Here is a 25,711-nt window from a genome sequence, read left to right as displayed (position 1 = left end):
CCTCTCCCACAGGGAGAGGGAGGGCAACTGGATACGATTACTCTTCTAACGAATATGGCAACGGCGCGATGCTCAGCGTGTTCGCATCGTCACGCACGCGGAACACGCTGTCGGCTTCCATATCGTTGTTCATGACGGCCTGTACCAAAAGACGTCCATCATCGAGCTGTACGGCGGCTAACACGGTGCCGGTGCGGCGCCAGTTATCACCCATCTTCAGCTCTAAGTCTTCACCCGCTTCAGGTACACGGCTGGCATGGCCCGCCAGCGTCCAGAGCGCTCGTTTGTTAGCTCCGCGGAATTTTGCACGCGCCACCATCTCCTGGCCGGTATAACAGCCCTTTTTAAAGCTGATACCCCCCAGCGCCTGTAGGTTCGTTGCCTGAGGAATAAACTGCGCGCTGTTTGCGGCGTCAATCACCGGCAGACCCGCTTCGATGTTCAGCGCCAGCCACTGCTGACTATTGTTTAGCTGCGCTTCGCCGCGCAGTGCTTCGGTCACGCGTTCGGCCGTTGCCGCATCCGTGACTAACAGGAAACGCTCCGCCGGGTGTTCAAACCACAGGATGGAGGTCGCGCCTTCGCTGACCACCTGCTTTTCTGCATCCGGCAGTTCGCTGAAGAGATTTTTCAGCGCCGCACGCGCCTGAAAACCGGCCACTCCCAGCAGGACATGTTCGTCGTCCGGGGCGATAGTGACTTTGGAGAAGACCGCGTACTTCTTCAGCTCTTTGAGCTGGGCCTCTTGCAGGCTGCGGCGCTCAATAAAGGCAAAGCCGTCCTGACGGCGGAAGAGTCGCAGGTTGCTCCACATTTTGCCTTTTGGATCGCAATGCGCTGCCAGCAGGTGCTGGTGTTCGGTCATCTGGCTGACGTCGGCGGTCACCTGGCCCTGCAGATATTTTTCGGCGTCGGCACCGGTGAGCGTTGCCAGCGCCCAGTCATCAAGAGAAATAAGCGTCAGCGGCAGACGCGCAGAGGCGGCGGGCTGGCGAGGAGAAAATGGTGTAAATGCCATAACGATATCCTGAATTGCTTAACGCTTTGATAATGCCTAATGGTAAAAGAGCCTGCAGGCAATGCAAGCGCTTTCAACAGACCATTTGTGCCCTAAACCAGTTATGCGTAGCGCTACGCAAAATAATGTAATCCGCTGTCTTTGTAGGGATTATTCTGGAAGCCTGCTCGGCGATCGCAATATTCCAGTAATGAAACGGTCAAAAACACGTTACACTAGCTGGTGTCCCCGTAGAGAAATAAAGAACACTGAACGGGGTGCCGACTGTGCCAAACGTAATGCAGGAAACTGAACATGGATATTAACAACAAGGCCCGTATTCACTGGGCGTGCCGTCGCGGCATGCGTGAACTTGATATTTCCATCATGCCTTTCTTCGAATATGAGTATGACAGCTTAAGCGATGATGATAAGCGTCTGTTTGTTCGCCTGCTTGAGTCTGACGATCCGGATTTATTCAACTGGCTGATGAACCACGGCAAACCCGCCGACACCGAGTTGCAACGGATGGTGCAATTAATTCAAACACGGAATCGGGAACGTGGTCCTGTGGCAATCTGATCTTCGCGTCTCGTGGCGCTCGCAGTGGATGTCTTTATTGCTCCACGGCCTGGTTGCGGCCTTTGTTTTGCTGATGCCGTGGCCGCTGAGCTATACGCCGCTGTGGCTGCTGTTACTGTCGTTTGTCGTTTTTGACAGCGTACGCAGCCAGCGTCGCATTAATGCCCGTCAGGGAGAGATTAAATTACTGATGGATTCCCGCCTGCGCTGGCAGGGTAAAGAGTGGGATATTCTCGGTATGCCCTGGATGCTCAACTGCGGCATGATGTTACGGTTACGCAAGGTGGACGGCGGGCGTTGCCAGCATCTGTGGCTGGCGGCTGACAGTATGGATGCTGCCGAGTGGCGGGACCTGCGCCGGATGCTGTTGCAACAGACGACGCAGGGGTAATGCGCGTTAGCTAAACTTTTCAGCCATTTCGCCCAGAATCTGCTCGCACCAGCTTTGCAGGCGCTCATCGCTGAGATCGTACTGGTTGGTTTCATCCAGCGCGAGTCCAACAAACAGTTCGCCGTCGGCAATAATCGGTTTTTTACTGGTGAACTCGTAACCTTCGGTTGGCCAGTAGCCGATAAACGACACCCCTCTCGGCGCCAGCTTGTCATGCAGCATGCCGAGCGCGTCCAGGAACCATTCCCCGTAGCCCAGCTGATCCCCCATGCCGTACATGGCAATGATTTTGCCGTCGAGATTGACCGAATCGAGTTGATCCCAGATGGCTTCCCAGTCTTCCTGTATCTCACCAAAATCCCAGGTTGGGATGCCAAGAATCAGTACATCGTACTGTTCCATCAGCGCGACCGCGTCATCTTTCAGGTTATGCAACGTCACCAGTTCCGGGCCAATGATGTCGCGAATTTTCTCTGCCGCCATTTCGGTGTAGCAGGTGCTGGAACCATAGAACAGACCAATATTCATCGCGTAACTATCTCAATACTTGCTTTGACTTTGCGCGTAGTGTACCAGAAACCGGTCGCAATCAGGCATAATGGCCTGACTGCAAAATCAAAGGGGCTGATGTGGAAAAGGATCTCGCACTGATCGAACAGTTTCTCGACGCGCTGTGGCTGGAGAAAAATCTTGCCGAGAATACCCTCAGCGCCTACCGTCGCGATCTCACCATGCTGGTGGAGTGGCTTGCGCACCGGGGGTTATCCCTTGCGAGCGCGCAGCGTGACGACCTGCAGGCGCTGCTTGGCGAACGTATAGCGGGGGGCTACAAAGCCACCAGTTCCGCGCGTTTGCTTAGCGCCATGCGTCGGCTGTTCCAGCACCTCTACCGTGAGAAGATTCGCGAAGACGATCCCAGCGCGCTGCTGGCATCTCCTAAGCTTCCGCAGCGGCTGCCGAAAGATCTCAGCGAAGCACAGGTTGAGAGATTATTACAGTCACCGTCTGTTGACCTGCCGCTGGAGTTACGCGATAAAGCCATGCTTGAGCTATTGTATGCTACCGGCTTGCGCGTTTCGGAACTGGTTGGTCTGACGATGAGCGACATCAGCCTGCGTCAGGGCGTGGTGCGCGTCATTGGTAAAGGCAACAAGGAAAGGCTGGTTCCGCTGGGTGAAGAGGCGGTTTACTGGCTGGAAACGTACCTGGAGCATGGTCGTCCGTGGCTGCTCAATGGTACGTCTATCGACATCCTGTTTCCGAGCCAGCGCGCCCAGCAGATGACGCGGCAAACGTTCTGGCATCGCATCAAGCATTACGCCACACTGGCGGGTATCGACAGTGAAAAGCTTTCGCCGCACGTATTGCGTCACGCCTTCGCGACGCATCTGTTAAACCACGGCGCTGATTTACGCGTGGTGCAGATGCTGCTGGGCCACAGCGATCTTTCCACGACGCAAATTTATACCCATGTCGCGACGGAACGCCTGCGGCAGCTACACCAACAGCACCACCCTCGTGCGTGAGTGCCGACGAATTGTAACAGGATCACTTATGAAAAAGACTTTCGCGCTGTTCACCCTGCTGGCAGCCTCATTTACCGGTTTCGCCCATGCGGACGATGCCGCCATCAAACAGTCGCTGGCTAAGCTTGGCGTCACCGGCAGCGATATTCAGCCTGCACCGGTTGCTGGCATGAAAACGGTACTGACCAACAGCGGCGTGCTTTACGTCACCGAAGACGGCAAACACATTATTCAGGGGCCAATGTACGACGTGAGCGGCGCGCAGCCGGTGAACGTCACCAACCAGCTGCTGATGAAAAACCTGAACGCGCTTGAAAAAGAGATGATCGTCTATAAAGCGGCGCAGGAAAAACACGTTATTACCGTTTTCACCGACATCACCTGCGGCTACTGCCACAAGCTGCATGAAGAGATGAAAGACTATAACGCGCTGGGCATTACCGTGCGTTACCTGGCCTTCCCGCGCGCGGGCGTGCAGAGCCAGCCAGAGCAGGACATGAAGGCGATCTGGTGTGCGAAAGACCGCAACAAAGCGTTTGACGACGCCATGAACGGCAAAGGCGTTAAGCCAGCCTCCTGCGACATTGATATTGCTAACCACTATGCGCTCGGCGTGCAGTTTGGCGTGAGCGGTACGCCAGCGATTGTCCTGAGCAACGGCTATGTTGTTCCAGGCTATCAGGGACCAAAAGAGATGAAAGAGTTCCTCGACGCGCACCAGAAACAGTTTGGTGGTAAATAATCCGCGTGAAAGCCCCGATAAAATTGCGCCGCCGCGAGGCGGTTGAACCCGTTGATTTACCGGACGATCTCCCGGCGCTGCTTAAGCGTCTCTACGCCAGCCGCGGCGTGCGTCGCGCTGAGGATCTTGAACGCAGCGTGAAAGGGATGCTGCCCTGGCAGCAGCTGAGCGGTATCGAAAAAGCCACCGAAATGCTCTACAACGCGCTTCGAGAGGGAACGCGGATTGTGGTGGTAGGCGATTTCGACGCCGACGGCGCAACCAGCACCGCGCTGAGCGTGCTCAGCCTGCGCGCGCTGGGCTGCGATAACGTCACCTATCTGGTACCGAACCGTTTTGAAGACGGCTACGGCCTCAGCCCGGAAGTGGTCGATCAGGCCCACGCCCGTGGTGCACAGATGATCATGACCGTCGATAACGGGATCTCCTCCCATGCGGGCGTCGATCATGCTCACGCGTTGGGGATCCCGGTGCTGGTCACCGATCACCACCTGCCGGGCGAAACGCTGCCGGATGCGGAAGCGATTATTAACCCCAACCTGCGCGACTGCGATTTCCCGTCGAAATCCCTCGCAGGCGTGGGCGTGGCGTTTTATCTGATGCTGGCGTTACGGACCCTGCTGCGCGATAAGGGCTGGTTCGACTCTCGCGGTATTGCCGTACCGAACCTGGCCGAATATCTCGATCTGGTGGCGCTGGGCACCGTCGCGGATGTGGTACCGCTCGATACCAATAACCGCATTTTGACCTGGCAGGGCCTAAGCCGCATTCGGGCGGGCAAGTGCCGTCCGGGGATCAAGGCGTTGCTGGAGATCGCCAACCGCGATCCGCTCAAGCTGGCGGCCAGCGACCTGGGCTTTGCCCTCGGCCCGCGTCTTAACGCAGCAGGAAGGCTGGACGATATGTCCGTCGGCGTGGCGCTGCTGCTGTGCGATAACATCGGTGAAGCGCGCGTGCTGGCCAACGAGCTGGACGCGCTGAACCAGACCCGTAAAGAGATTGAGCAGGGGATGCAGGCCGAAGCGCTGACCCTGTGCGAAAAGCTTGAACGCAGCGGCGATACGCTGCCGGGCGGCCTGGCGATGTACCATCCCGAGTGGCACCAGGGCGTGGTCGGCATTCTGGCGTCGCGCATTAAAGAGCGTTTCCACCGCCCGGTGATCGCGTTCGCCCCCGCAGGCGACGGCACGCTGAAAGGCTCAGGCCGTTCGATTCAGGGTTTGCACATGCGCGATGCGCTGGAGCGTCTCGATACGCTGTATCCGGGTCTGATGATCAAGTTTGGCGGCCATGCGATGGCGGCGGGCCTGTCGCTGGAAGAGGCGAAGTTCGACGAGTTTCAGCGGCTGTTTGGTGAACTGGTCACCGACTGGATTGATCCGGCCCTGCTGCAGGGGGAAGTGGTGTCCGATGGCGAGCTCTCACCGCTTGAAATGACGATGGACGTTGCGCAAATGCTCCGCGATGCCGGTCCGTGGGGGCAGATGTTCCCGGAACCGCTGTTCGACGGGCGTTTCCGTCTGCTGCAGCAGCGCATCGTCGGCGAACGTCATCTGAAAGTGATGGTCGAGCCCGTGGGCGGTGGACCGCTGCTGGACGGCATTGCCTTCAACGTTGACACGGCGGTATGGCCGGACAACGGCGTGCGCGAGGTCGAGCTGGCGTACAAACTGGACATCAACGAGTTTCGCGGTAACCGCACCCTGCAGATCATCATCGACAATATCTGGCCAATTTAGCGGCAGTAATCTCTATAAAAAAGGGCGTGGATTCGGTACAATCCCGCTCTTATCACCGCATTTTGACAAGTCCATAAAAGAAAACAGACCATGTTTGAAATTAATCCGGTAAAAAACCGTATTCAGGACCTCACGGAGCGCTCTGACGTTCTTAGGGGGTATCTTTGACTACGATGCCAAGAAAGAGCGTCTTGAAGAAGTAAATGCCGAGCTGGAACAGCCGGACGTCTGGAACGAACCTGAACGCGCACAGGCGCTGGGTAAAGAGCGTTCCTCTCTCGAAGCTATCGTAGATACGCTGGATCAAATGGCTCAGGGGCTGGAAGATGTTTCCGGTTTGCTGGAGCTGGCCGTCGAAGCCGACGACGAAGAAACCTTTAACGAAGCCGTGGCAGAACTCGACGTGCTGGAAGAGAAGCTGGCGCAGCTTGAGTTCCGCCGTATGTTCTCCGGCGAATACGACAGCGCTGACTGCTATCTCGATATTCAGGCAGGTTCTGGCGGCACCGAAGCGCAGGACTGGGCCAGCATGCTGACGCGTATGTACCTGCGTTGGGCAGAAGCGCGCGGCTTCAAAACCGAAATTATCGAAGAGTCTGAAGGTGAAGTTGCGGGTCTGAAATCCGTCACCATCAAAATCATTGGCGATTACGCCTACGGCTGGCTGCGTACCGAAACCGGCGTTCACCGCCTGGTGCGTAAGAGCCCGTTCGACTCCGGTGGCCGTCGTCATACCTCCTTCAGCTCCGCGTTTGTTTATCCAGAAGTTGATGAAGATATTGATATCGAAATTAACCCGGCGGACCTGCGTATCGACGTTTATCGCGCATCCGGCGCGGGTGGTCAGCACGTTAACCGTACGGAATCAGCGGTGCGTATTACCCACATTCCAACCGGGCTGGTAACACAGTGCCAGAACGACCGTTCCCAGCATAAGAACAAAGACCAGGCCATGAAGCAGATGAAAGCGAAGCTTTATGAGCTGGAGATGCAGAAGAAAAATGCTGAGAAACAGGCGATGGAAGACAACAAGTCCGACATCGGTTGGGGCAGCCAGATCCGTTCTTACGTCCTTGATGACTCCCGCATCAAAGACCTGCGTACCGGGGTTGAAACCCGCAACACGCAGGCGGTGCTGGACGGCAGCCTGGACCAATTTATCGAAGCAAGTTTGAAAGCAGGGTTATGAGGAACCAACATGTCTGAACAACAAGCACAGGGCGCTGACGCGGTAGTCGATCTTAACAACGAACTGAAAACCCGCCGCGAGAAGCTGGCAGCGCTGCGCGAGCAGGGCGTGCCGTTCCCGAACGATTTTCGTCGTGACCATACCTCAGACCAACTGCACGCTGACTTCGACGCTAAAGAGAACGAAGAGCTGGAAGCGCTGAACGTTGAAGTGGCCGTTGCTGGCCGCATGATGACCCGTCGTATCATGGGTAAAGCTTCCTTCGTGACCTTGCAGGACGTTGGCGGCCGTATTCAGCTGTACGTTTCCCGTGACGACCTGCCGGAAGGCATCTACAACGAGCAGTTCAAAAAGTGGGACCTGGGCGATATCCTGGGCGCGAAAGGTAAACTGTTCAAAACCAAAACCGGTGAACTGTCTATCCACTGCACCGAGCTGCGTCTGCTGACCAAAGCCCTGCGCCCGCTGCCGGACAAATTCCACGGCCTGCAGGATCAGGAAGCGCGCTATCGTCAGCGCTACCTGGATCTCATCTCTAACGATGAATCCCGTAAGACCTTCAAAATTCGCTCCCAGATCATGGCCGGTATCCGCCAGTTCATGGTCAACCGCGACTTTATGGAAGTGGAAACCCCAATGATGCAGGTGATCCCTGGCGGCGCGTCTGCGCGTCCGTTCATCACCCATCACAACGCCCTGGACTTGGACATGTACCTGCGCATCGCGCCGGAACTGTACCTGAAGCGTCTGGTGGTCGGTGGTTTCGACCGCGTGTTCGAAATCAACCGTAACTTCCGTAACGAAGGTATCTCCGTTCGTCATAACCCAGAGTTCACCATGATGGAACTCTATATGGCGTATGCGGATTACAAAGATCTGATCGAGCTGACCGAATCCCTGTTCCGCACCCTGGCGCAGGACATTCTGGGCACCACGCAGGTTCCTTACGGTGAAGAAGTCTTCGACTTCGGCAAGCCGTTCGAAAAACTGACCATGCGCGAAGCGATCAAGAAATACCGTCCGGAAACCAACATGGCGGACCTCGATAACTTCGATTCTGCGAAAGCGATCGCCGAAAGCATCGGTATCAAGGTTGAGAAGAGCTGGGGTCTGGGCCGTATCGTGACCGAGATCTTCGAAGAAGTGGCCGAAGCGCACCTGATTCAGCCGACCTTCATCACCGAATACCCGGCTGAAGTCTCTCCGCTGGCGCGTCGTAATGACGAGAACCCGGAAATCACCGATCGCTTCGAATTCTTCATCGGCGGCCGTGAAATCGGCAACGGCTTTAGCGAGCTGAACGATGCGGAAGACCAGGCTCAGCGCTTCCAGGATCAGGTTGACGCGAAAGCGGCAGGCGACGACGAAGCGATGTTCTTCGACGAAGACTACGTGACCGCGCTGGAGCACGGTCTGCCACCAACGGCGGGCCTTGGGATTGGTATCGACCGTATGGTCATGCTGTTCACCAACAGCCACACCATCCGCGACGTGATCCTGTTCCCGGCGATGCGCCCGGTGAAATAAGGCGTTAAGATGTAAAAAAAGCCCCGAAAGGGGCTTTTTTATTGCGCCGCGAAGGCTTTGAGTTTTTCGCGGGCGGTTGTCGCTTCCATGACCATCCACGGGCTAAAGGCCCAGGGCGTCGCGTCCAGCGCGCGGAATAACGCGTCCAGCTCCACCCACTGATAGTCCATCACTTCATCTTCGTTTATCGTCACGTCATTGGTGATGCGGGCCGCGAATACCGGGCAAATTTCGTTTTCCACAATCCCCGACGGGTCGGTTTCCCGATAGCGAAATTCAGGGGCGACGGCGGTGATATCGGTTAGCTCAGCGCCCACTTCAAAGCGGCAGCGGCGGATTATCGCCTGTATCGTCTCTTCGCCGGACTGCGGATGGCCGCAGACGGAATTGGTCCAGACGCCGGGCCAGGCTTTTTTGGTTAAGGCGCGCCGGGTGATCAGACATTCGCCGTTTGCGTTAAAAAGCCAGGAGGAGAAAGCCAGATGCAGCGGGGTATGTAAGGTGTGCGCGGCATATTTTTCCTGAGTGCCAATCACCATTCCCTGGTCGTTTACCAAAATAACGTGTTCTTGAATACTCATTGATGCTCCAGTGCCAAAATGCCGAGTGGTTCAGCACCATCAGCCGGGACATTATACTGCATTCTTATACGAACGGTTTGGCGCGTAGAGCGGAAAAGGGCATGACCCATATTCGTTTTGGCTGTTATCATAGTGCGCCATTCACGCTGACCGAGGATCTGTTTTGTTTGCAGGAAGCCTGACGAGAAATCCCATCACCGCCATTTTTTGCCTGACGCTGACGCTATTGCTGGCGGGCTGTTCAGGGAGCAAATCTTCGGATATGGGCAGCTATTCCGGTTCGGTCTATACCGTTAAGCGCGGGGATACGCTATACCGGATTTCGCGCGCAACGGGAACCAGCGTGAAGGATCTGGCGCGGCTGAATAACCTCTCTCCGCCCTACACCATCGAGGTGGGGCAGCAGCTGAAGGTTAGCGGCGGATCGTCCTCGGGCAAAAAATCCTCTTCGAAAGGCAAAACCGCCAAAGTGACGCCGTCCTATCAGGTGCCGCAATCGTCATGGCCGCCGGTTGGACAGCGCTGCTGGATTTGGCCTGCCAGCGGTAAAGTGGTCGCCCCTTACTCACTTTCTGAAGGTGGCAACAAGGGTATTGATATCGCCGCTGCGCGCGGTACGCCGGTTTATGCCTCCGGGGCAGGGAAGGTGGTGTACGTGGGTAACCAGCTGCGCGGCTACGGTAACCTGATCATGATTAAGCATGGCGAAGACTACATCACGGCCTATGCGCACAACGATACTATGCTGGTCAACAACGGTCAGAACGTCAAAGCCGGGCAGAAGATTGCCACCATGGGCAGCACCGGTACGGATGCGGTGAAGCTGCATTTCCAGATTCGCTATAAGGCGACGGCCATCGACCCGCAGCGTTATCTGCCTGCGCCCGGCAGCAAACCGAAGTGCTAAGTGATTATTTTATCGCCGGTTAGTTGTTAAGAGGCTTGTATGAAGGTGCGTAAGGTCTATAATGCCATACGCACCTCAAAGCGGGCGTAGTTCAATGGTAGAACGAGAGCTTCCCAAGCTCTATACGAGGGTTCGATTCCCTTCGCCCGCTCCAGCTTTTCCTGATGTTATCTTCCTTCGCCTGTTTTTATCCTGTCCACGCTTTCCCATACAGATATCGTCATGCTGTTGATTGATAACTTCAAAGACGTTATCGCGCGAGCCCCGATATTCAGCACTGAAATATCAGACTCCATCAGAGTTTGCAGCACGATGAGTGTAACGGGTAATTTAATCAGCACTACTCGCTGACGTTTACATCTCATTATTGGGAAGGTTAGTTAATATTTTGTGAAAGAAGGAACCATGATCGAATAATAAAACTTTCAGAAATTACACTCTTCTTTATCACGGCTTTTTATTTTTTTTAGACTTAACGCAAATACTACTACCAATTATAGTAGCCCTCTTTTTGAGACTATTCTCTATTGCGCCAGAGCTGGCATAATTAAGAAAACCAAAAAAATATTATCCTTTATATGCGCTATTACAGCAAAGCCGTCTTTTTTTGCTCGTTATTTTTTTGCTCTCTGAACCATGCAGCCCCCCTTACTCCTGCTGACCGGGACACCGTGCGTCAGCAGCAGGAGGAACTGTTATTAAAGAACCAGCAACAGCGTGAAGAGCTGGAGCGGAGTATCCCTCGCCCCGCACATGACAGGCCTCTGCCTGCAGCTGGCGCCGGGCCCTGCTTCACCATTGATACCATTACCCTTTCCGGCACGACCCTCATTTCCCCGAAAACCCGGCAGGCCCTTGTCGCGCCGTGGCAGGGCCGGTGTCTGGATATGGCGAAAATAACGGAGCTTCTCGCCCGTATTTCTGACTGGTATATCAGCCGGGGATATATCACCAGCCGCGCTTTTCTTACCGAGCAGGATCTCTCCGGCGGTCAGCTGAATATTGTGGTGCTGGAAGGACGGCTGGAAGCGATCCGTCTGGAAGGCGAAACGCCGCGCATGCTGAAAATGGCGTTTCCGGGACGGACAGGCGGCATCCTTAATTTACGCGACATCGAACAGGGGATGGAGCAAATTAACCGTTTGCGTTCAGAGCCGGTGCAGATTGAAATTCTGCCGGGAACGCAGGCCGGATATTCCATCGTTAATCTCACGGGCAAGCCGGAATTTCCGTTAAGTGCATCCGTGAGCCTGGATAATAGCGGGCAGAAGAGCACCGGTGAAAACCAGCTGAGCGGCGTGCTCACCGCCAATAATATGCTGGGGCTGGCGGATAGATGGTTTGTCAGCGGCGGGCGCAGCAGCGATTTTGCCAGCGCGTACGATGCGCAGAATTTCCAGGCGGGCGTCAGCGTGCCGTCTGGCTACGGCCTGCTGGACTACAGCTACGCCTGGAGTAACTACCGGACCACCATCAGTAACCAGGGCTTCAACTGGCTCTCCACGGGCGATACGAAAACCCACCGCCTTAACGCGTCCTGGGTGGTTTTCCGCAACGGGAATGTCAAAACCGGCATTGCGGCGGGCGTGGTTCAGCGCTCCAGCCGCAACTGGCTGAACGACGCGCCGCTTAAGAGCAGCACGCGCAACCTCTCCAGCCTGGTCCTGGGGATTACCCACACGCAAAAAATGCTGGGCGGCGTGGCGACCTTCAACCCGACCTGGAGCCACGGCATGCCGTGGTTCAATGCCGAAACCGACGAAAATAAATCCGGGGATATGCCGCGGGCGGAATTCCGTAAATGGAGCCTGAACGCCAGCTTCCAGCGTCCTGTTGCCCGTAACGCGTGGTGGCTGACCAGCGCCTACGGCCAGTGGTCGCCCGACCGGCTGTACGGCGCCGAGCGCCTGACGCTCGGCGGCGAAAGCTCCGTACGCGGTTTTAAAGAGCAGTACCTGTCCGGGGACAACGGCGGCTACTGGCGTAACGAGCTGGGGTATTCCCTCTTCACCCTCCCGGTGATTGGCGCGGTAAGCGCAACGGTCGCCGTTGACGGCGGCTGGCTGGAAAAAGACCGTCAGGACCGCTTTGCCTCCGGCACGCTGTGGGGCGGTTCGGTGGGGCTGAGCAGCGCAGGACGCGGGTACAGCAGCCAGATTTCGGTCGGCACGCCCCTGCGCTACCCCGACTGGCTCGGCCCGGATCATGTGAGCGTTAACTGGCGCATTGCCTTCATGCTTTAAGAGACTCTACGACTATGGATACCCGTCACCCACCCGTTCGTTTCTCGCAGCGTCTGATCAGCTGGATTGTCTGCGGCCTGATGGTCTGGCAGCCGGTGGCACCCGCCGTCGCGGCGGCGCTCACGCCGGCCGGGCAGACCACGGTCGACCGGGCGGGGAACGGGGTGCCGGTCGTCAATATCGCCACGCCCAACGGGGCGGGCATTTCGCATAACCAGTTCGGTGAATATAACGTCGGCAGCGAGGGGCTTATCCTCAATAACGGCACGGACCGTTTAACCCGGACCCAGCTGGGCGGGCTTATCCAGAACAACCCCAACCTGCAGGCCGGGCGGGAAGCGAAAGGCATCATCAACGAAGTCACGGGCGCCAGCCGCTCGCAGCTGCAGGGCTACACGGAAGTCGCCGGTAAGGCGGCAAACGTCATGGTGGCCAACCCCTACGGCATTACCTGTAACGGGTGCGGATTTATCAACACCCCGAACGTCACCCTGACCACCGGCAAGCCGCAGTTTGACGCCAGCGGTAACCTGCTGGCGCTGGAGGTGACGAAAGGGGCCATCACGGTTGAAGGCCAGGGGCTGGACGCCAGCAAGAGCGACGCGCTGTCGATTATTGCGCGCGCAACGGAGGTGAACGCCGCGATCCACGCGAACGACCTGACGGTGACCGCAGGGGCGAACCGCGTGGGTGCCGACGGCAGCGTCAGGCCAATTGCCGGCGAGGGCGCCGCGCCCGTGGTGGCGGTGGATACCGGCGCGCTCGGCGGGATGTATGCGAACCGTATCCGCCTGGTCTCCAGCGAGGCGGGCGTCGGGGTGAACCTCGGCAACCTCACCGCGCGCCAGGGCGACATTCAGCTGGATGCGGGCGGGAAACTGACGGTCAGGAACAGCCTCGCCAGCGGCTCGATTAGCGCGAAGGGCGCGGGAGTGGCCCTCAGCGGCAGCCATCAGGCAGGGGGCGCGCTGAACGTGGCCAGCTCGCAGGATGTGGAGCTCAGTAACAGCACGCTCGCCAGCCAGGGCGACATGCGCCTTTCCGCTGCGGGGAAAGTGCAGATGACGGGCGGCGGGACAAACAGCGCGGGCGCGCTGGCGGTCAGCAGCGGGCAGGCGATGACGCTCAGCAATACCTCCCTTATCTCCCGCGGCGCGGCGACGCTGAACAGTCAGGACACCCTTACCGTCAACGGCGGCGGCGTGTCGGCACAGGGCGGGGCGCTGACCGTCGCGGGCGGGCAGGGGATGGCACTTTCGGATGCAACGCTGACGGGCCAGGCCGACACCACGCTGTCCACCGGCGGCAGCCTGACGCAGCGCGGCGGCAGCGTCACCGGCAGGGGCGCGCTCAGCGTGGCGGCCGGGAAGGATATCACCCTGACGAATACCCGCAGCGGAAGCGATACCCGCGCGACGCTCAGCAGCGGCGGCACGCTGTCATCCACGGGCAGTGCGGTCTCGGCAGGAGAGAGCCTGGCGCTGAGCGGCGGGCAGCTGGTGCTGGACGGCCAGAGCCGGGCCGATGCCGCGGCCGATATCCGCCTGACGGGCAGCACCGTCAGTAACCAGGGGCAGGTGAATGCGGGGCGCGACATTGCGCTCTCCGGCGACAGGGTGTCCAGCAGCGGCCTGCTGGCGGCGAAAGGCCGTCTGGACGTGAACGCCGGAGAGCTGACGAACGGCGGCACGGCGCAGGGCAGCGACGTCACCCTGAAGGGACAGACGGTGACCAACAGCGGCACCCTGCAGAGCGCCGGCAGCCTGGCGTTAAGCGCCGGAACCCTGGCGCAGCGGGGCACGCTGAGCGCGAAGGGCAATGCGGACGTCACGGCGCAGCAGGCCCTGCGTAACGACGGCAGCCTGCTGGCTGACGGCGCGATGAACGTGACCGCAGGCGTGCTTGAGCAGAACGGCACCCTGTCCGGCGCGACGGCGCTGACGGCGCAGGCCGGCACCCTGACCAGCGGTCAGGCGTCCCGCACGACCAGCCAGGGCAATATACAGATTACCGCGACCCGCAGCGCCAGCCTGAACGGGCAGACGGACGCGGCGGGGGCGGTCACCGTCAGCGCCGGCGACCTGACCACCGGCCGGGACGCGCACCTGCAGAGCGGGCAGGGGCTCACCCTGCAGGCGCAGAGCGCCGCGCTGAACGGCACCCAGGCGGCGAAAGGCGCCCTGTCGGTGACGGCGGGCACGATTGCGCACGCCGGGAAATCCACCGGTGACGCGCTGAGCTTTAACGCGACCGGCGACCTGACCAGCGGCGGCGAACTCACCGCCGGCGCCATTACTCTCAGCGGACAGAACATCCTCCAGTCCGGCGCCGCAAAAGCGGACCGCATGACCCTGACGGCCCCCGGGCGCATCACCAGCAGCGGCTCGCTGATTGCCGGTACCCTCTCCCTGGACGCAGCCTCGGTGGAGAACGGCGGGCTGCTGCAGGGGACCACCCTGCTCGGCCTGAAGACCGGTTCACTCGCGAACCTCGCGGGCGGGTCGGTTTACAGCGCGCAGGATTTAACGCTGAACGTTCCGGTGCTGACCAACGGCGGGCTTATCACCACCGACGGCACGCTGCGCATTAAAGGCGACACGCTGACCAACCAGGGTGAAATCAACGGCGTCAGCCTGAGCAGCGACTACCTCAGCCTGACCAGCAGCGGACGCCTGCTGGCGGACGACCGGCTCACCCTGAACGGCACTACTCTGGTTAACGCGGGCAGTATTGCCGCCGGCGACCTGCACATCACGGCGGACAGCCTGGAGAACCAGGGTACCGTCGAGGGGGACGCGGCCCTGACGCTCGGCGTGGCAGACATTACTAACCGCGGCGCGCTGCGCAGCGGCGGAACGCTGACGCTTAACGGCGACACCCTTACCAGCAGCGGCGAGCTCAGCGCCACCGCGCTGCTGCTGAACCTGACCCGTCAGGTCAGCAACGAGGCGGGCGGCCGGGTGATTGCCCGGGACGGCCTGACGCTGACCGCCGCCAGCCTGACCAACAGCGGGCTGATGGCCGGTACCGACGCGCAGTTCAACAGCGCGTCGGTGACCAACGGCGGCACGCTGCAGGGAACCCGCTCGCTGACGGCGACGGGGGCACAGCTCAGCAACCTGCAGGCGGGCATGCTGCTCTCCGGTGGCGCGCTCGGCCTGCACCACTCCACCCTGAACAACGCCGGGCTCATGCAGGGCAACACCCTGAACCTGGCCACCGGCGAGTGGATGAACACCGGTAACGCGCTGGGGGAAGCGGGCGTGACGGCGGCGGTGACCGGCGCGCTGACCAACAGCGGTAAGGTGCTCAGCCAGCAGGCGCTGGACGTTCAGGCCGGCAATACCGATAACCGGGGCCAGCTGCTGGCGAAAGTGCTGACCCTGCGGGGCGACCTGCAGAACAGCGGCCTGCTTCAGGGCAGCAGCACGCTGGCCTGGTCCGGCAACACCTTCGCGAACCAGACTCAGGGGCAGGTGACGGGCGGTGAGACCCTCACCCTGAGCGGACACACGCTCAGCAACGCGGGCAGCCTGCAGGGGCGCAGCGCCACGCTGGACGCCGCAGGCCTGAATAACCAGGGCAGCGTTCAGGCGCTGGACGCCCTGACGCTTGCCGCGACCGGCAGGCTGGACAACACGGGCGCCCTGCTCAGCCAGAACCTGTTCACGCTGACGGCGGCGCAGCTGTTTAACGACGGCCGGCTGGCGGGGAAAGCGCTGACGGTGAACGCCGCGCAGCTGACCAACACCGGCATGCTGCAGGGCAACGACACGCTGGCGCTGACCACCCGCGCGCTGAGCAACGGCGCCACCGGGCAGCTGGTGAGCGGAAGCGGCCTGAATCTGTCCCTGGACACGCTCGATAACGCCGGTCTGCTGCTGGTGAACGGCGGGCTCATCCTCAGGGGCAGCGACCTGACCAACCAGGGCGATATTCAGGCGCAGGACCTGGATTTGGGGCTGGGCAACGCCCTGAGCAATACCGGGAACATCGTGGCCACCGGCGATGCCGCGCTTCACGCGACGACGCTGACCAGCAGCGGCACGGTGGCGGGCAGAACGCTGACCGCAGGCGCGACGGAGCTGCGCAACAGCGGCCTGATGCAGGGCAGCAGCGCGGTTAACGCCGCCGCTGACCGCTTTATCAACGCGCTGAACGGCAAATGGCTCTCCGGCGGCGGCTTCACGCTGACGGGCGGGCAGCTGACGAACGCCGGCACGCTGCAGGGCGCGACGCTGGACATGACCGGCACCACCCTGACCAGCAGCGGCACGGTGAACGGGCTGGCGGGGCTCAGCGGCACGCTCGGCGGGGCGTTAACCAATACCGGGCTGCTGCAGAGCGGCGGCGCAACCGCCTTCACCGCGGACACCCTGGTGAACCCGGGGCGCATCACCGGCGGCACGCTCTCCCTGACCGCCCGCGAGATGAACAACGACGGGCTGATGCAGGGAACGAACGGCCTGGCGCTCACCGGCACCGCGCTGACCACGGGCGCGGCCTCGCGCACCCTCTCCGGCGGCATGCTGACGCTGGACGCAGGCCAGCTGGTTACGCAGGGCACGCTGCAGGGGAGCGGCGCGGACATCCGCGCCACCGGCGACTGGACGCACGGCGGGTCCCTGCTCAGCCAGGGGGCGCTGACGGCCGCAACCGGCGGCACGCTGACCTCGTCCGGCTCGCTGATGAGCCAGGGGCGGGCGGATATCACCGCGCAGACGCTGGATAACCGCGGGCAGCTCCTCAGCGAGGGGGACGTGACGCTCGGCGGCAGCATCCTTAAAAACAGCGGCACCGTGCAGGGGAACACCCTCGCGCTGCGCCAGGACAGCATTAACAACCAGGGCACCCTGACCGGCCTGCAGAGCCTGACCGTTCAGGGGCAGCAGCGGCTGATGGCGCGCATGGCGATGGCCGCGCCGCAGCAGGCGCTGATTAACGGTGCAGGCGGCAGGCTTCTCACTCAGGGCGCGCTGACCATTGCCTCCGGGGCGGTGACCAACGCCGGCAGCTGGCAGGCGCAGAACATCCTGCTTAACGCGCAGTCGCTCAGCAACAGCGGCACGGTGCAGAGCGCCGACGGGCTGCAGATGACGCTGGCCGACACGCTCACCGGAACCACGGGCAGTAAGATTACCGCGCTGGGCAGCGCCACGCTGCAGGCCGCGACGCTGGTGAACCAGGGGCAGTGGGCGGCGAAAAACCTGACGCTGACCGGCGGCACGCTCAGCAACAGCGGCGCCATCAGCGGGGTGAATGGCCTGACCCTCAGCCAGACCGGCGCGGTCAGCCAGCAGTCGACCGGGACCCTGCTCTCCGGCGGGGCGCTGAACGTCACGGCGGCCTCCGTCACCAGCGACGGCAAAATGCAGGGGAGCACGCTCGGCATCACCACCGGGGCGCTCACCAACGGCGGACGTCTGCAGGGCGATAACGGCGCGACGCTGGCCCTCAGCGGCACGCTGACCAACAGCAGCGGGGGCGAAATCGTCAGCCGCGATGGCCTGACGCTGACCACGCCCGCGCTGTTTAACTACGGCCTGATTCAGGGCGGCGGCGAGACGCGCGTGACCGCCTCCTCGCAGGCGCGTAACGACGGCAGGCTGCTTTCCGGCGCGCGCCTGACGCTCGGCACGCCGCAGTTCACCGGTACCGGCTGGCTGCAGGCCACCGACCTGATACTCAATGCGGCAAACGCCACTAACGGCGGCACGTGGGTGGCCGACCGGGCCACGCTGACCGGCACCACCTTTGCCAGCCAGGGCACCACCCAGGCGGGACAGCTGACGGTTAACTACAGCCAGCTGAACAACAGCGGCACGCTGCTCGGCAACGCGCAGCTGAATATTGGCGCGGACCAGGTGACCCAGAGCGCGGGCGGCAGGCTGCTGAGCGGCGGCAACCTGTGGCTGCAGAGCCGGGGGCTGGACCTGACCGGCCAGCTGGTCTCCCTGGGGGACTTAACGCTGCAGCTGACGAACGCGTTTACCAGCCGGACCGCCGTGGCGGCAGGCCGGACCCTGACCATCAGCAGCGGCGGCGACATCGATAACCGCAGCGTGCTGCAGGGGCAGGCGGTTAACCTCAGCGCGGGCGGGCAGCTCAGCAACAACGGACAAATCACCACCGGCGGCGGCACCAGCACGCTCTCCGGCAGCAGCGTGGCGCTCAATGCCGCGGGCACGGTGCAGGGCGGGGGCGACATCACCGTCGCCAGCCGGAGCAACATTACCGTCGACGGCTTCACCGGCACGCGCGGCTCGCTGACCCTGAGCGCGCCGGGGTCCATCGTCAACACCGCGCTGCTGTACGCGGCGAATAACCTGGCGCTGTTTGCTGACAGCATCACCAACCGGCGCGGCGACATCATGGCGGGGAACAACCTGTGGATGCAGCGGGATGCGGCGGGGAATGCGAACAGCCAGGTGGTGAACACGTCGGGGAATATTGAGACGCAGGGTGGGGATATTGGGATCAGAACGGCACAATTTTTGAATGTGAGAGATGGTTTAAAGACAAATATCTCCACGGTAGATAAATCTCAAACTATAACGGGATTAGGTGATTCGCTAATAACCGTTCCGATAGATAAATTACCTGACGGTAGTTATGGTATTGCTTATTACCCTGAGGAGCAGCGTTGTTCGGCAGCAGGCAACAATGGCTCAGGCTGTTATTATACTAAGCCAGCATCTGCGGGATATGTTCCATTTGCCTCCACCGTGGAACAAAAGTTCGCTATAAAACAAACCACGAGTCAAGTGGATGCCAATGGTGGGCAGGCCCGTATAAGTTCAGCGAAAAACTTAACTATCAATGCCGGAAACTTAACGAATAACGCCAGTCTTCTTCTGGCAAATAATAATATTTATCTTTCAGGGAATAGTTTATCAAACCAATCTTGGGAGAACTCCGTTTCAACAGATTATTTAATCTACACTTATAAAGGTGTAATTCCTGACGATCTTCAAAAGGTTGAAGATTATAAATATACCTTGAAACCTAAAAATAAGGAAATTGCTGGCTTTAAGCTTACAGGGAGAACAACAGAAAGCGTTGTATACACGGCATACCGCGCCGTCATCCAGGCGGGCGGCAACGTCACCGCAAACTTCACCAGCAACATCAGCAACACTAATACCACCGCTAACGCGGGCGGCGTCAGTAACGTTATCTCCACCCCGTCGCTGAACACCCTCAGCAACCAGACCATCGGCAGCGGTGTGCAAAAACAGGGGCTGAACGCTGCCGGCAGCGTGGCGGTGACCTCGCCGCAGTGGAACGATCGGCTTCAGGGGGCGCTGCAGCAGCTTAACGGCGGCGGCGCGCTGGAAAACGGCGGCGCGTCCGGCACGCCTCTCAGCAACGTTGCCACCACGCAGAAAGGCGATGCGAACCTCGGCCAGCTGGGCGCACTGGCGAACGCCGGGGTCACCACCGCCGATCTCCGAACCGCGCAGGGCGGCGCCGTCGGGCATTATCAGGGCCAGCGCGTCGATACCAGCGCTTACCCGCTGCCGTCGGGCAACAACGGCTATTTTGTCTTCTCCGACAACCCGAAAAGCCCGTACCTGATCGGCATCAACCCGAAACTGAACGGTCTCGGACAGCTTGATCCCGCCCTGTTTGCCGACCTGAACGCAATGCTCGGGGTCAAACCGTCGTCCACGGCGCCGCAGGAGACGCGGCTGGCGTTTACCGACGAGAAGCAGTTCCTCGGCTCGTCCTATATGCTTGGCCGCCTCAACCTGAACCCGGACTACGACTACCGCTTCCTCGGCGATGCGGCGTTCGATACCCGCTATGTCTCCAACGTGGTGCTCAACCAGACCGGTAACCGCTACCTGAACGGCATCGGCTCCGATCTGGATCAGATGCGCTATCTGATGGACAACGCCGCGGCGGCGCAGCAGTCGCTGGGCCTGCAGTTTGGCGTCTCGCTGACCGCCGATCAGATTGCCGCGCTCGACCACAGCCTGCTGTGGTGGGAGAAAGCCACCGTCAACGGCGAAACGGTGATGGTGCCGAAGCTTTACCTGTCGCCGAAGGACGTCACCGTCAACAACGGCAGCGTGATCGCGGGCAACAACGTCACCCTGAAGGGCGGCAGCATCACCAACGGCGGCAGCACGCTGCTGGCGAAAAACAGCCTGACGCTCGACAGCCAGAACAGCATCAGCAACCTCAGCAACGGCCTGATGAAAGCGGGCGGCGACCTGAACCTGAGCGCCATCGGCGATATCAATAACATCAGCTCCACCATCAGCGGCAAAACGGTCGCGCTGGAGAGCCTGGACGGCAGCATCAACAACCTGACGCAGGTTGAGCAGATTGATATCAACGCCGGCGGGAAGTACGGCAACATCGGCCTGAAGGACACCCTGCTGGGCAACACGGCGTCCATTACCGCGCAGGATGGCCTGTCGCTTGAGGCGGGTAAAAACATCACCGTCACCGGGGCGAACCTGGCCTCCGGCGGGGATATGCTGCTGAACGCGTGGGGCGATATTGCCGTCAACGCGAATCAGATCAACGACGCATTCAGCTCCAGCCGGGAGAAAACCAGCCGTTCCTCCGTCACGTATCAGGGAAGTAACGTCACCGCGGGCGGCAACCTGCTGGTGAATGCCGGGCACAACCTTGACGTGACCGCCAGCGACCTGAAGGCGGGCGGCAGCGCGGGGCTGAGCGCGGGCAACGATCTGAACCTGAACGCGGCACAGACCAGCGAAAGCAGCCGTAAAGGGAAAAGCGAGTCCCACAGCACCGGGCTCGACCGCACCACGATTTCCGCAGGCGATAACCTGGTCCTGAAGGCCGGGCAGGATATCAACGCCCGGGCCGCCGCGCTGGCGGCGGAGAAAAGCGTCGGGCTGCAGGCGGGTCGCGACGTGAATCTGGCTGCGGAAGAGACCACGCAGGGCGACAGCTATAAATCAGGCCGTAAAAAAGTGATTAACGAGTCGGTTCGCCAGTCGGGAACCGACATCACTGCGGGCGGGAATGTGACTGTTATCGCCGGACGGGATGTAACGGCACAGGCTGCAGATGTCTATGCCGCAGGCGATACAGCCGTGGCCGCCGGGCGGGATATCACCCTTTCCACTGCGACGGAAAGTGACTATGCGTACCGGGAGGAGAAAAAGACGTCCGGTGGGTTCCTCAGCAAGAAAACCACTCACACCATCCACGAAGAGACGCATACGCGTGAGAAAGGTACGCAGCTTTCCGGCGACAACGTTGCTCTCCGGGCTGGTAACAACCTGACGGTACAGGGCTCATCAGTTGCCGCTGAGCGCGATGTGGCCCTGAAGGCTGGAAATGATCTGACCGTGGAGGCAGCAACCAACACCGACACGTACTACGACATGAAGAAGACGAAGAAATCCGGCGTTTTCTCCAGCGGGTCGGGATTGGGTATCACCATCGGGTCGCAGTCTTCAAAAAGCACCCGACAGGGGGCAAATACAACGCAGAGCGATGCCCGCAGCACGGTGGGCACTGCTGGCGGCAATGTCATCATCAGCGCCGGAAATGACGTCCAGTTGAGTGCGGCAGATGTGGTTGCCGGAAGAGCGAAGGATGATTCCTCCCGCAAAACCGGCCATATCGATATCACTGGCGACAGCATCGCCATCCTTCCTGGACGGGATACGACCACTGAGTCCATGAAGCAGGAGTCCAAATCGTCTGGCGTCACCGTCAGTGTGAAAGCGCCATTTGAAGACACTGTGCGTAACGTGCGCGATATCGTGCGCGGTAAGGGCAACAGTGGTAATAGCACCGTCGATAAAGTGAAGGGGCTGGGGGCGGAAGGCGGTGCGCTCGCGCTTGACGGACCAGGCCAGATGATGGCCATTTCCGCAGGAAGCACCCGCTCTTCCTCAGAGTCGCACTACGAGGGCGAGTTTAACAGCGGCAGCCATCTTGCCGCCGCAGGCAATATCCAGATGACTGCCACCGGTAAACAGGGAGGCAGCAACAGCGGCAATATCCTGATTGCCGGAAGCCAGGCTAAGGCCGGTGAAACGGTGATCCTCGATGCGAAACGTGACGTTGATATCACCACCTCCACAGACAGCGAGAAATACGGCAGCAGCACTAAAAATAGCGGCTGGAATCTTTCGAGCGCCCTGAGCGCCGGAAGTGCTATTCGCGCCATCTCGGGTGGGGGTTCCCACGGCAATCAGCTCCTGCCGGGCGGGATGAGCAAGGCGGAGAGCAACAGTAGCGGCACCCGAACCACACAAAACGCGTCGGTCATTCAGGGCTCAGATATTTACGTTAACAGTCGTGACGGCAGCGTGAATATCAACGGCAGCCTGATGACCGCCACGGACGATCTTCTGCTGTCAGCCACAAATGGAGATATCTCCGTTTCTGCCGGACGCGATACATCGCGCAGTGAGAGCAGCGGCAGCAGCAAATTGCTGGGGACTCTGGGAGGCGATGGTTACAGCGCCACGGCAGGCTACCGCCATGAAAAAAACAGCAGTCGGGAAGATAGCAGCCTCGAAAACGGATTGCGCAGCCAGCTAAGCAGCAAAAACGGTAACGTTGTCGCGCAGGCCGGTAACGATCTCTCCCTGTCAGGTACGGATATCCGTGCCGGTAAATCGGTCTCACTCAGTGGCGAAAATGTCCTCATGGGGGTGAGCCGGGATACCCGCGACGGTGAAAACCACAGCAGCAGCGCCCAGTATGGTGTGACGGCATCTGCTGGCGGCTGGGCTGTTGAGGCTGCTAAAGCCGCAGAGACGGCTGCCCGCAGCGCAGAAAACGGCGATGATCCACGGCTGACCGCCATCAGAACAGGCCAGTCGGCGGCAACCGCGGCGCAGGGCGCTATGTCGGACTCGTCGCTCATCAAGGCTAAAGTGTCTTTAACGGCGGGGACGTCATCTCAGGACAGTCGTTACCACAGTACCGACACGCAGGGCACCACCATTAATGCCGGCGAGAATGTCTCTGTTCGTGCCGGAAATGACATTGCCGGTATGGGGGTACAGATCGCGGGTAAACACGTGGCGCTGGATGCGGGGCGGGATATTCTGCTGTCTGCCTCCCAGAACACAACCCACTCTGAGAGTAAAAACAGCGGCAGCCAGTTCAGCGTCGGTGTCGGTGTGAGCCTGATTGGTGCGCAAAACGGCATCTCGGTGGAGCTGGGAGCGTCACAGCATAAGGGCAAGGAAAACAGCCAGTCGCAGCGCAATACGAACAGCGTTGTCTATGCTGATGAACAGCTTACGGTGAACAGCGGACGCGACACCACCCTGAAAGGTGCGGAGCTGGAAGGTAACCGTGTGGTGGTCAACACCGGGCGCGATCTCACCATCAGCAGCGTGCAGGATACGGCCAGTTATGACAGCAAGCAGTCTTCGTCAGGCGCGTCCCTCAGCCTGTGCATACCGCCGCTGTGTTATGGTGCGTCTTCCGGTAGCGTCAGTGCATCGGGTGAGAATATCACCCAGAATGGTAAGAGCGTCGCTGAACAGAGCGGGATATTCGCAGGCAAGGGCGGCTTTGCTGTCACCACCGGAAATCATACCCAGCTTGACGGCGCGGTGATTGCATCCACGGCGTCTGCAGATAAAAATAGCCTCGACACGGGTACGCTGGGTTTCAGTAATCTCCACAACGAGAGCCAGACCAGCGGCAACGGCTATACGGTGGCGCTTTCCGGCAGCGCGGGCGGCAGCGGAAACGGTGAAAACCGCAACCTGGCACCGGCCATCGGTACGGGCCAGGCAGAAGAGAGCCACACCGGCACGACCTCATCAGCGGTGAGTGGCGGTAGCATTGTCATTCGCAACCCGGCGGGACAGAAACAGGATATTGCTGACCTGAGCCGTGATACGGCTGACGCCCACCATGGCGTGGACGTGAACGGTGATGTGCAGAAGGTCAGGGATAACCTGGCGGTCCAGAGCGAAGGCGCGGCCCTGGCTACCTCTGCGCTGGATGCTTACGGCAAGTATGCGGAGCAGAAAGCGCGGGAATCCAATGCGGCGCTGGGCGCGAAGCTGGCGTCAGAAGGAAAACTGCAGGGCGATACGCCGCAGGAGCAGGAAGCGTTCCTGAAGACGCAGCCCGGATATCAGAATACCGAGTACGGTCCGGGGAGTGCCTTCTGGACGAAGGGCAGCGCAGCGGCGGGATTACTGGCAGGTGCGCTTGGCGGTAACCTGAAGGCAGGCGCGGCAGCGGGGGCGGCCCCGCTGCTGGCGACCCTGGTCAAGGAGCAGAAAGACCCGACAGCCCGTGCCGCGCTGCACGGTATTGTGGCGGCGGCGCTGACGCAGCTGAGTGGCGGGAGCAGTACGGATGGCCTGAAGGCTGGTGCCATTGGAGCCATTACGGCCTCGGCGATGACCGACCATCTGGTCAGTGCGCTGTATGGAGATAAAAAATCCAGTGACCTGACGCCAGAGGAGAAACGGCTGGTCAGTAGCCTGGTGAGTATCGCGGGTGGGCTGGCAGGCGCTGCGGTGACGGATGGCAGCGTCTCCATGGCGGCGATGGCGTCGGAAACGGCGAAGGTGGAGGTTGAGAATAACTCTCTGAGTCTGCCTAAGGGACTGAATGATATTGGCTTATCTCAACAGTCACTTGCGGCCAGTATGATCCAGAATGGCGCTTCGCCGGATGAACTTACGGCGGCGCTGGTTAAAAACTCGCAGGGTCAAATACCTGAAGGGCAGGATGCCGTTAAAGGATTGCTGACAGCATGGGCAGAGTTTTTTGGGGTCCCGGTCAGTGCATTGACGGCTGACGGAGAAATGACGCCACAACGGGCAGCAGAAATCCTGGCGAGTGGTGTACCTACGAGTGAAGCCAAGCTGGTGCAGTACGTAGCTGCTAAAGCCTTTTTGTCTATTGCGAAAAGTTCAGATCTTGGACTATCACCTTCAAACCAGAAATACGTTGATATCCTTTCACCAGAAGCGAAACAACATATTTTATATGGGGATAGCCCTACGCAAGGGGGACATCTATATCCTGGAAATCCAGGAAAAACAGTCTTTCCTCAAAGTTGGTCAGCAGATAAGGTTGTCCATACTGTGGGAGACATTGCTACCTCCCCCGATACTCAATGGTTTGCTCAGACCGGAACTGGTGGGGCGTATACAAACGCAGGAAGGCCGGCAAGGTGGGTTGCTTGGGAAGAACGAGATGGTGTCAGAGTTCGTGTGGTATACGAGCCCGCTAGTGGGAAAATTGTAACAGCGTTCCCGGATAGTAATCCGACTCCTGCAACTTTAAAGCCTATTAAAAAATAGT

At 59.8% G+C, this 25,711-nt stretch carries 13 protein-coding genes and 1 tRNA gene; 11 read left to right on the top strand and 3 right to left on the bottom strand.

Features of this window, described 5'->3' with window-relative positions; all coding sequences use genetic code 11:
* Positions 1-37: 37 nt before the first annotated feature.
* Positions 38-1,018: a tRNA-modifying protein YgfZ gene (gene ygfZ / locus NI40_RS18160; protein ID WP_039262978.1), complete on the bottom strand. Its 981-nt coding sequence runs from the start codon at positions 1,016-1,018 to the stop codon at positions 38-40.
* Positions 1,019-1,312: 294 nt separating this feature from the next.
* On the opposite strand from ygfZ, the gene sdhE reads away from it, so the two are divergent.
* Together sdhE and NI40_RS18150 are read left to right on the top strand one after the other, a co-directional pair.
* Complete coding sequence (sdhE, locus tag NI40_RS18155; protein WP_010435322.1) at positions 1,313-1,579, top strand: FAD assembly factor SdhE; 267 nt, start codon at positions 1,313-1,315, stop codon at positions 1,577-1,579.
* Positions 1,560-1,970: a protein YgfX gene (locus tag NI40_RS18150; RefSeq protein ID WP_021242050.1), complete on the top strand. Its 411-nt coding sequence runs from the start codon at positions 1,560-1,562 to the stop codon at positions 1,968-1,970. Before sdhE ends, NI40_RS18150 begins: the two co-directional genes overlap by 20 nt.
* A 6-nt stretch (positions 1,971-1,976) precedes the next feature.
* Here NI40_RS18150 and fldB read toward each other — a convergent pair whose 3' ends face one another.
* Positions 1,977-2,498 (bottom strand): flavodoxin FldB, encoded by a 522-nt coding sequence (gene fldB / locus NI40_RS18145; protein ID WP_039262979.1) that lies wholly within the window; start codon positions 2,496-2,498, stop codon positions 1,977-1,979.
* A 101-nt stretch (positions 2,499-2,599) separates the two neighbouring features.
* Between fldB and xerD the strand changes: the two genes are divergently transcribed.
* From xerD to lysS, 5 genes are all read left to right on the top strand, one after another.
* Entirely contained in the window at positions 2,600-3,496 is an 897-nt protein-coding gene (xerD, locus tag NI40_RS18140) for a site-specific tyrosine recombinase XerD (RefSeq protein WP_039262980.1), read from the top strand.
* Between the two features lie 28 nt (positions 3,497-3,524).
* Positions 3,525-4,238, top strand: coding sequence for a bifunctional protein-disulfide isomerase/oxidoreductase DsbC (gene dsbC, locus NI40_RS18135; RefSeq protein ID WP_023309097.1), 714 nt, complete (start codon positions 3,525-3,527; stop codon positions 4,236-4,238).
* A gap of 5 nt (positions 4,239-4,243) precedes the next feature.
* The gene (gene recJ, locus NI40_RS18130) at positions 4,244-5,977 is read left to right on the top strand and encodes a single-stranded-DNA-specific exonuclease RecJ (RefSeq protein ID WP_039262981.1); all 1,734 of its coding nucleotides are present in this window, start codon (positions 4,244-4,246) and stop codon (positions 5,975-5,977) included.
* Positions 5,978-6,067: 90 nt separating this feature from the next.
* A protein-coding gene (gene prfB, locus NI40_RS18125) for a peptide chain release factor 2 (RefSeq protein ID WP_096151315.1) occupies positions 6,068-7,166 on the top strand; the annotation gives its coding sequence in 2 pieces (ribosomal slippage) (positions 6,068-6,142 and positions 6,144-7,166; 1,098 coding nt in all).
* Positions 7,167-7,175: 9 nt separating this feature from the next.
* Positions 7,176-8,693: a lysine--tRNA ligase gene (lysS, locus tag NI40_RS18120; protein ID WP_023309094.1), complete on the top strand. Its 1,518-nt coding sequence runs from the start codon at positions 7,176-7,178 to the stop codon at positions 8,691-8,693.
* Between the two features lie 38 nt (positions 8,694-8,731).
* Here lysS and idi read toward each other — a convergent pair whose 3' ends face one another.
* Positions 8,732-9,274 (bottom strand): isopentenyl-diphosphate Delta-isomerase, encoded by a 543-nt coding sequence (gene idi / locus NI40_RS18115; RefSeq protein ID WP_033146588.1) that lies wholly within the window; start codon positions 9,272-9,274, stop codon positions 8,732-8,734.
* 163 nt (positions 9,275-9,437) lie between these two features.
* Between idi and actS the strand changes: the two genes are divergently transcribed.
* The 4 genes from actS (at position 9,438) to NI40_RS18095 (ending at position 25,710) form a co-directional block, all read left to right on the top strand.
* Positions 9,438-10,181 (top strand): amidase activator ActS, encoded by a 744-nt coding sequence (gene actS / locus NI40_RS18110; protein ID WP_039262983.1) that lies wholly within the window; start codon positions 9,438-9,440, stop codon positions 10,179-10,181.
* Positions 10,182-10,261: 80 nt separating this feature from the next.
* A tRNA-Gly gene (locus tag NI40_RS18105) sits at positions 10,262-10,335 on the top strand.
* A gap of 424 nt (positions 10,336-10,759) precedes the next feature.
* Positions 10,760-12,424 carry a ShlB/FhaC/HecB family hemolysin secretion/activation protein gene (locus tag NI40_RS18100; RefSeq protein ID WP_055703385.1) on the top strand — a complete coding sequence of 555 codons (1,665 nt, stop codon included), beginning with the start codon at positions 10,760-10,762 and terminating at the stop codon, positions 12,422-12,424.
* Between the two features lie 14 nt (positions 12,425-12,438).
* Complete coding sequence (locus NI40_RS18095; RefSeq protein ID WP_082454920.1) at positions 12,439-25,710, top strand: hemagglutinin repeat-containing protein; 13,272 nt, start codon at positions 12,439-12,441, stop codon at positions 25,708-25,710.
* Position 25,711 lies beyond the last annotated feature (1 nt).

This window comes from Enterobacter sp. E20 (genome assembly GCF_000801755.2).
Taxonomy (GTDB): Bacteria; Pseudomonadota; Gammaproteobacteria; order Enterobacterales; family Enterobacteriaceae; genus Enterobacter; species Enterobacter asburiae_B.
Note: the sequence above shows the minus strand (reverse complement) of the source record. Positions and strands in the feature narration are given on the sequence as shown.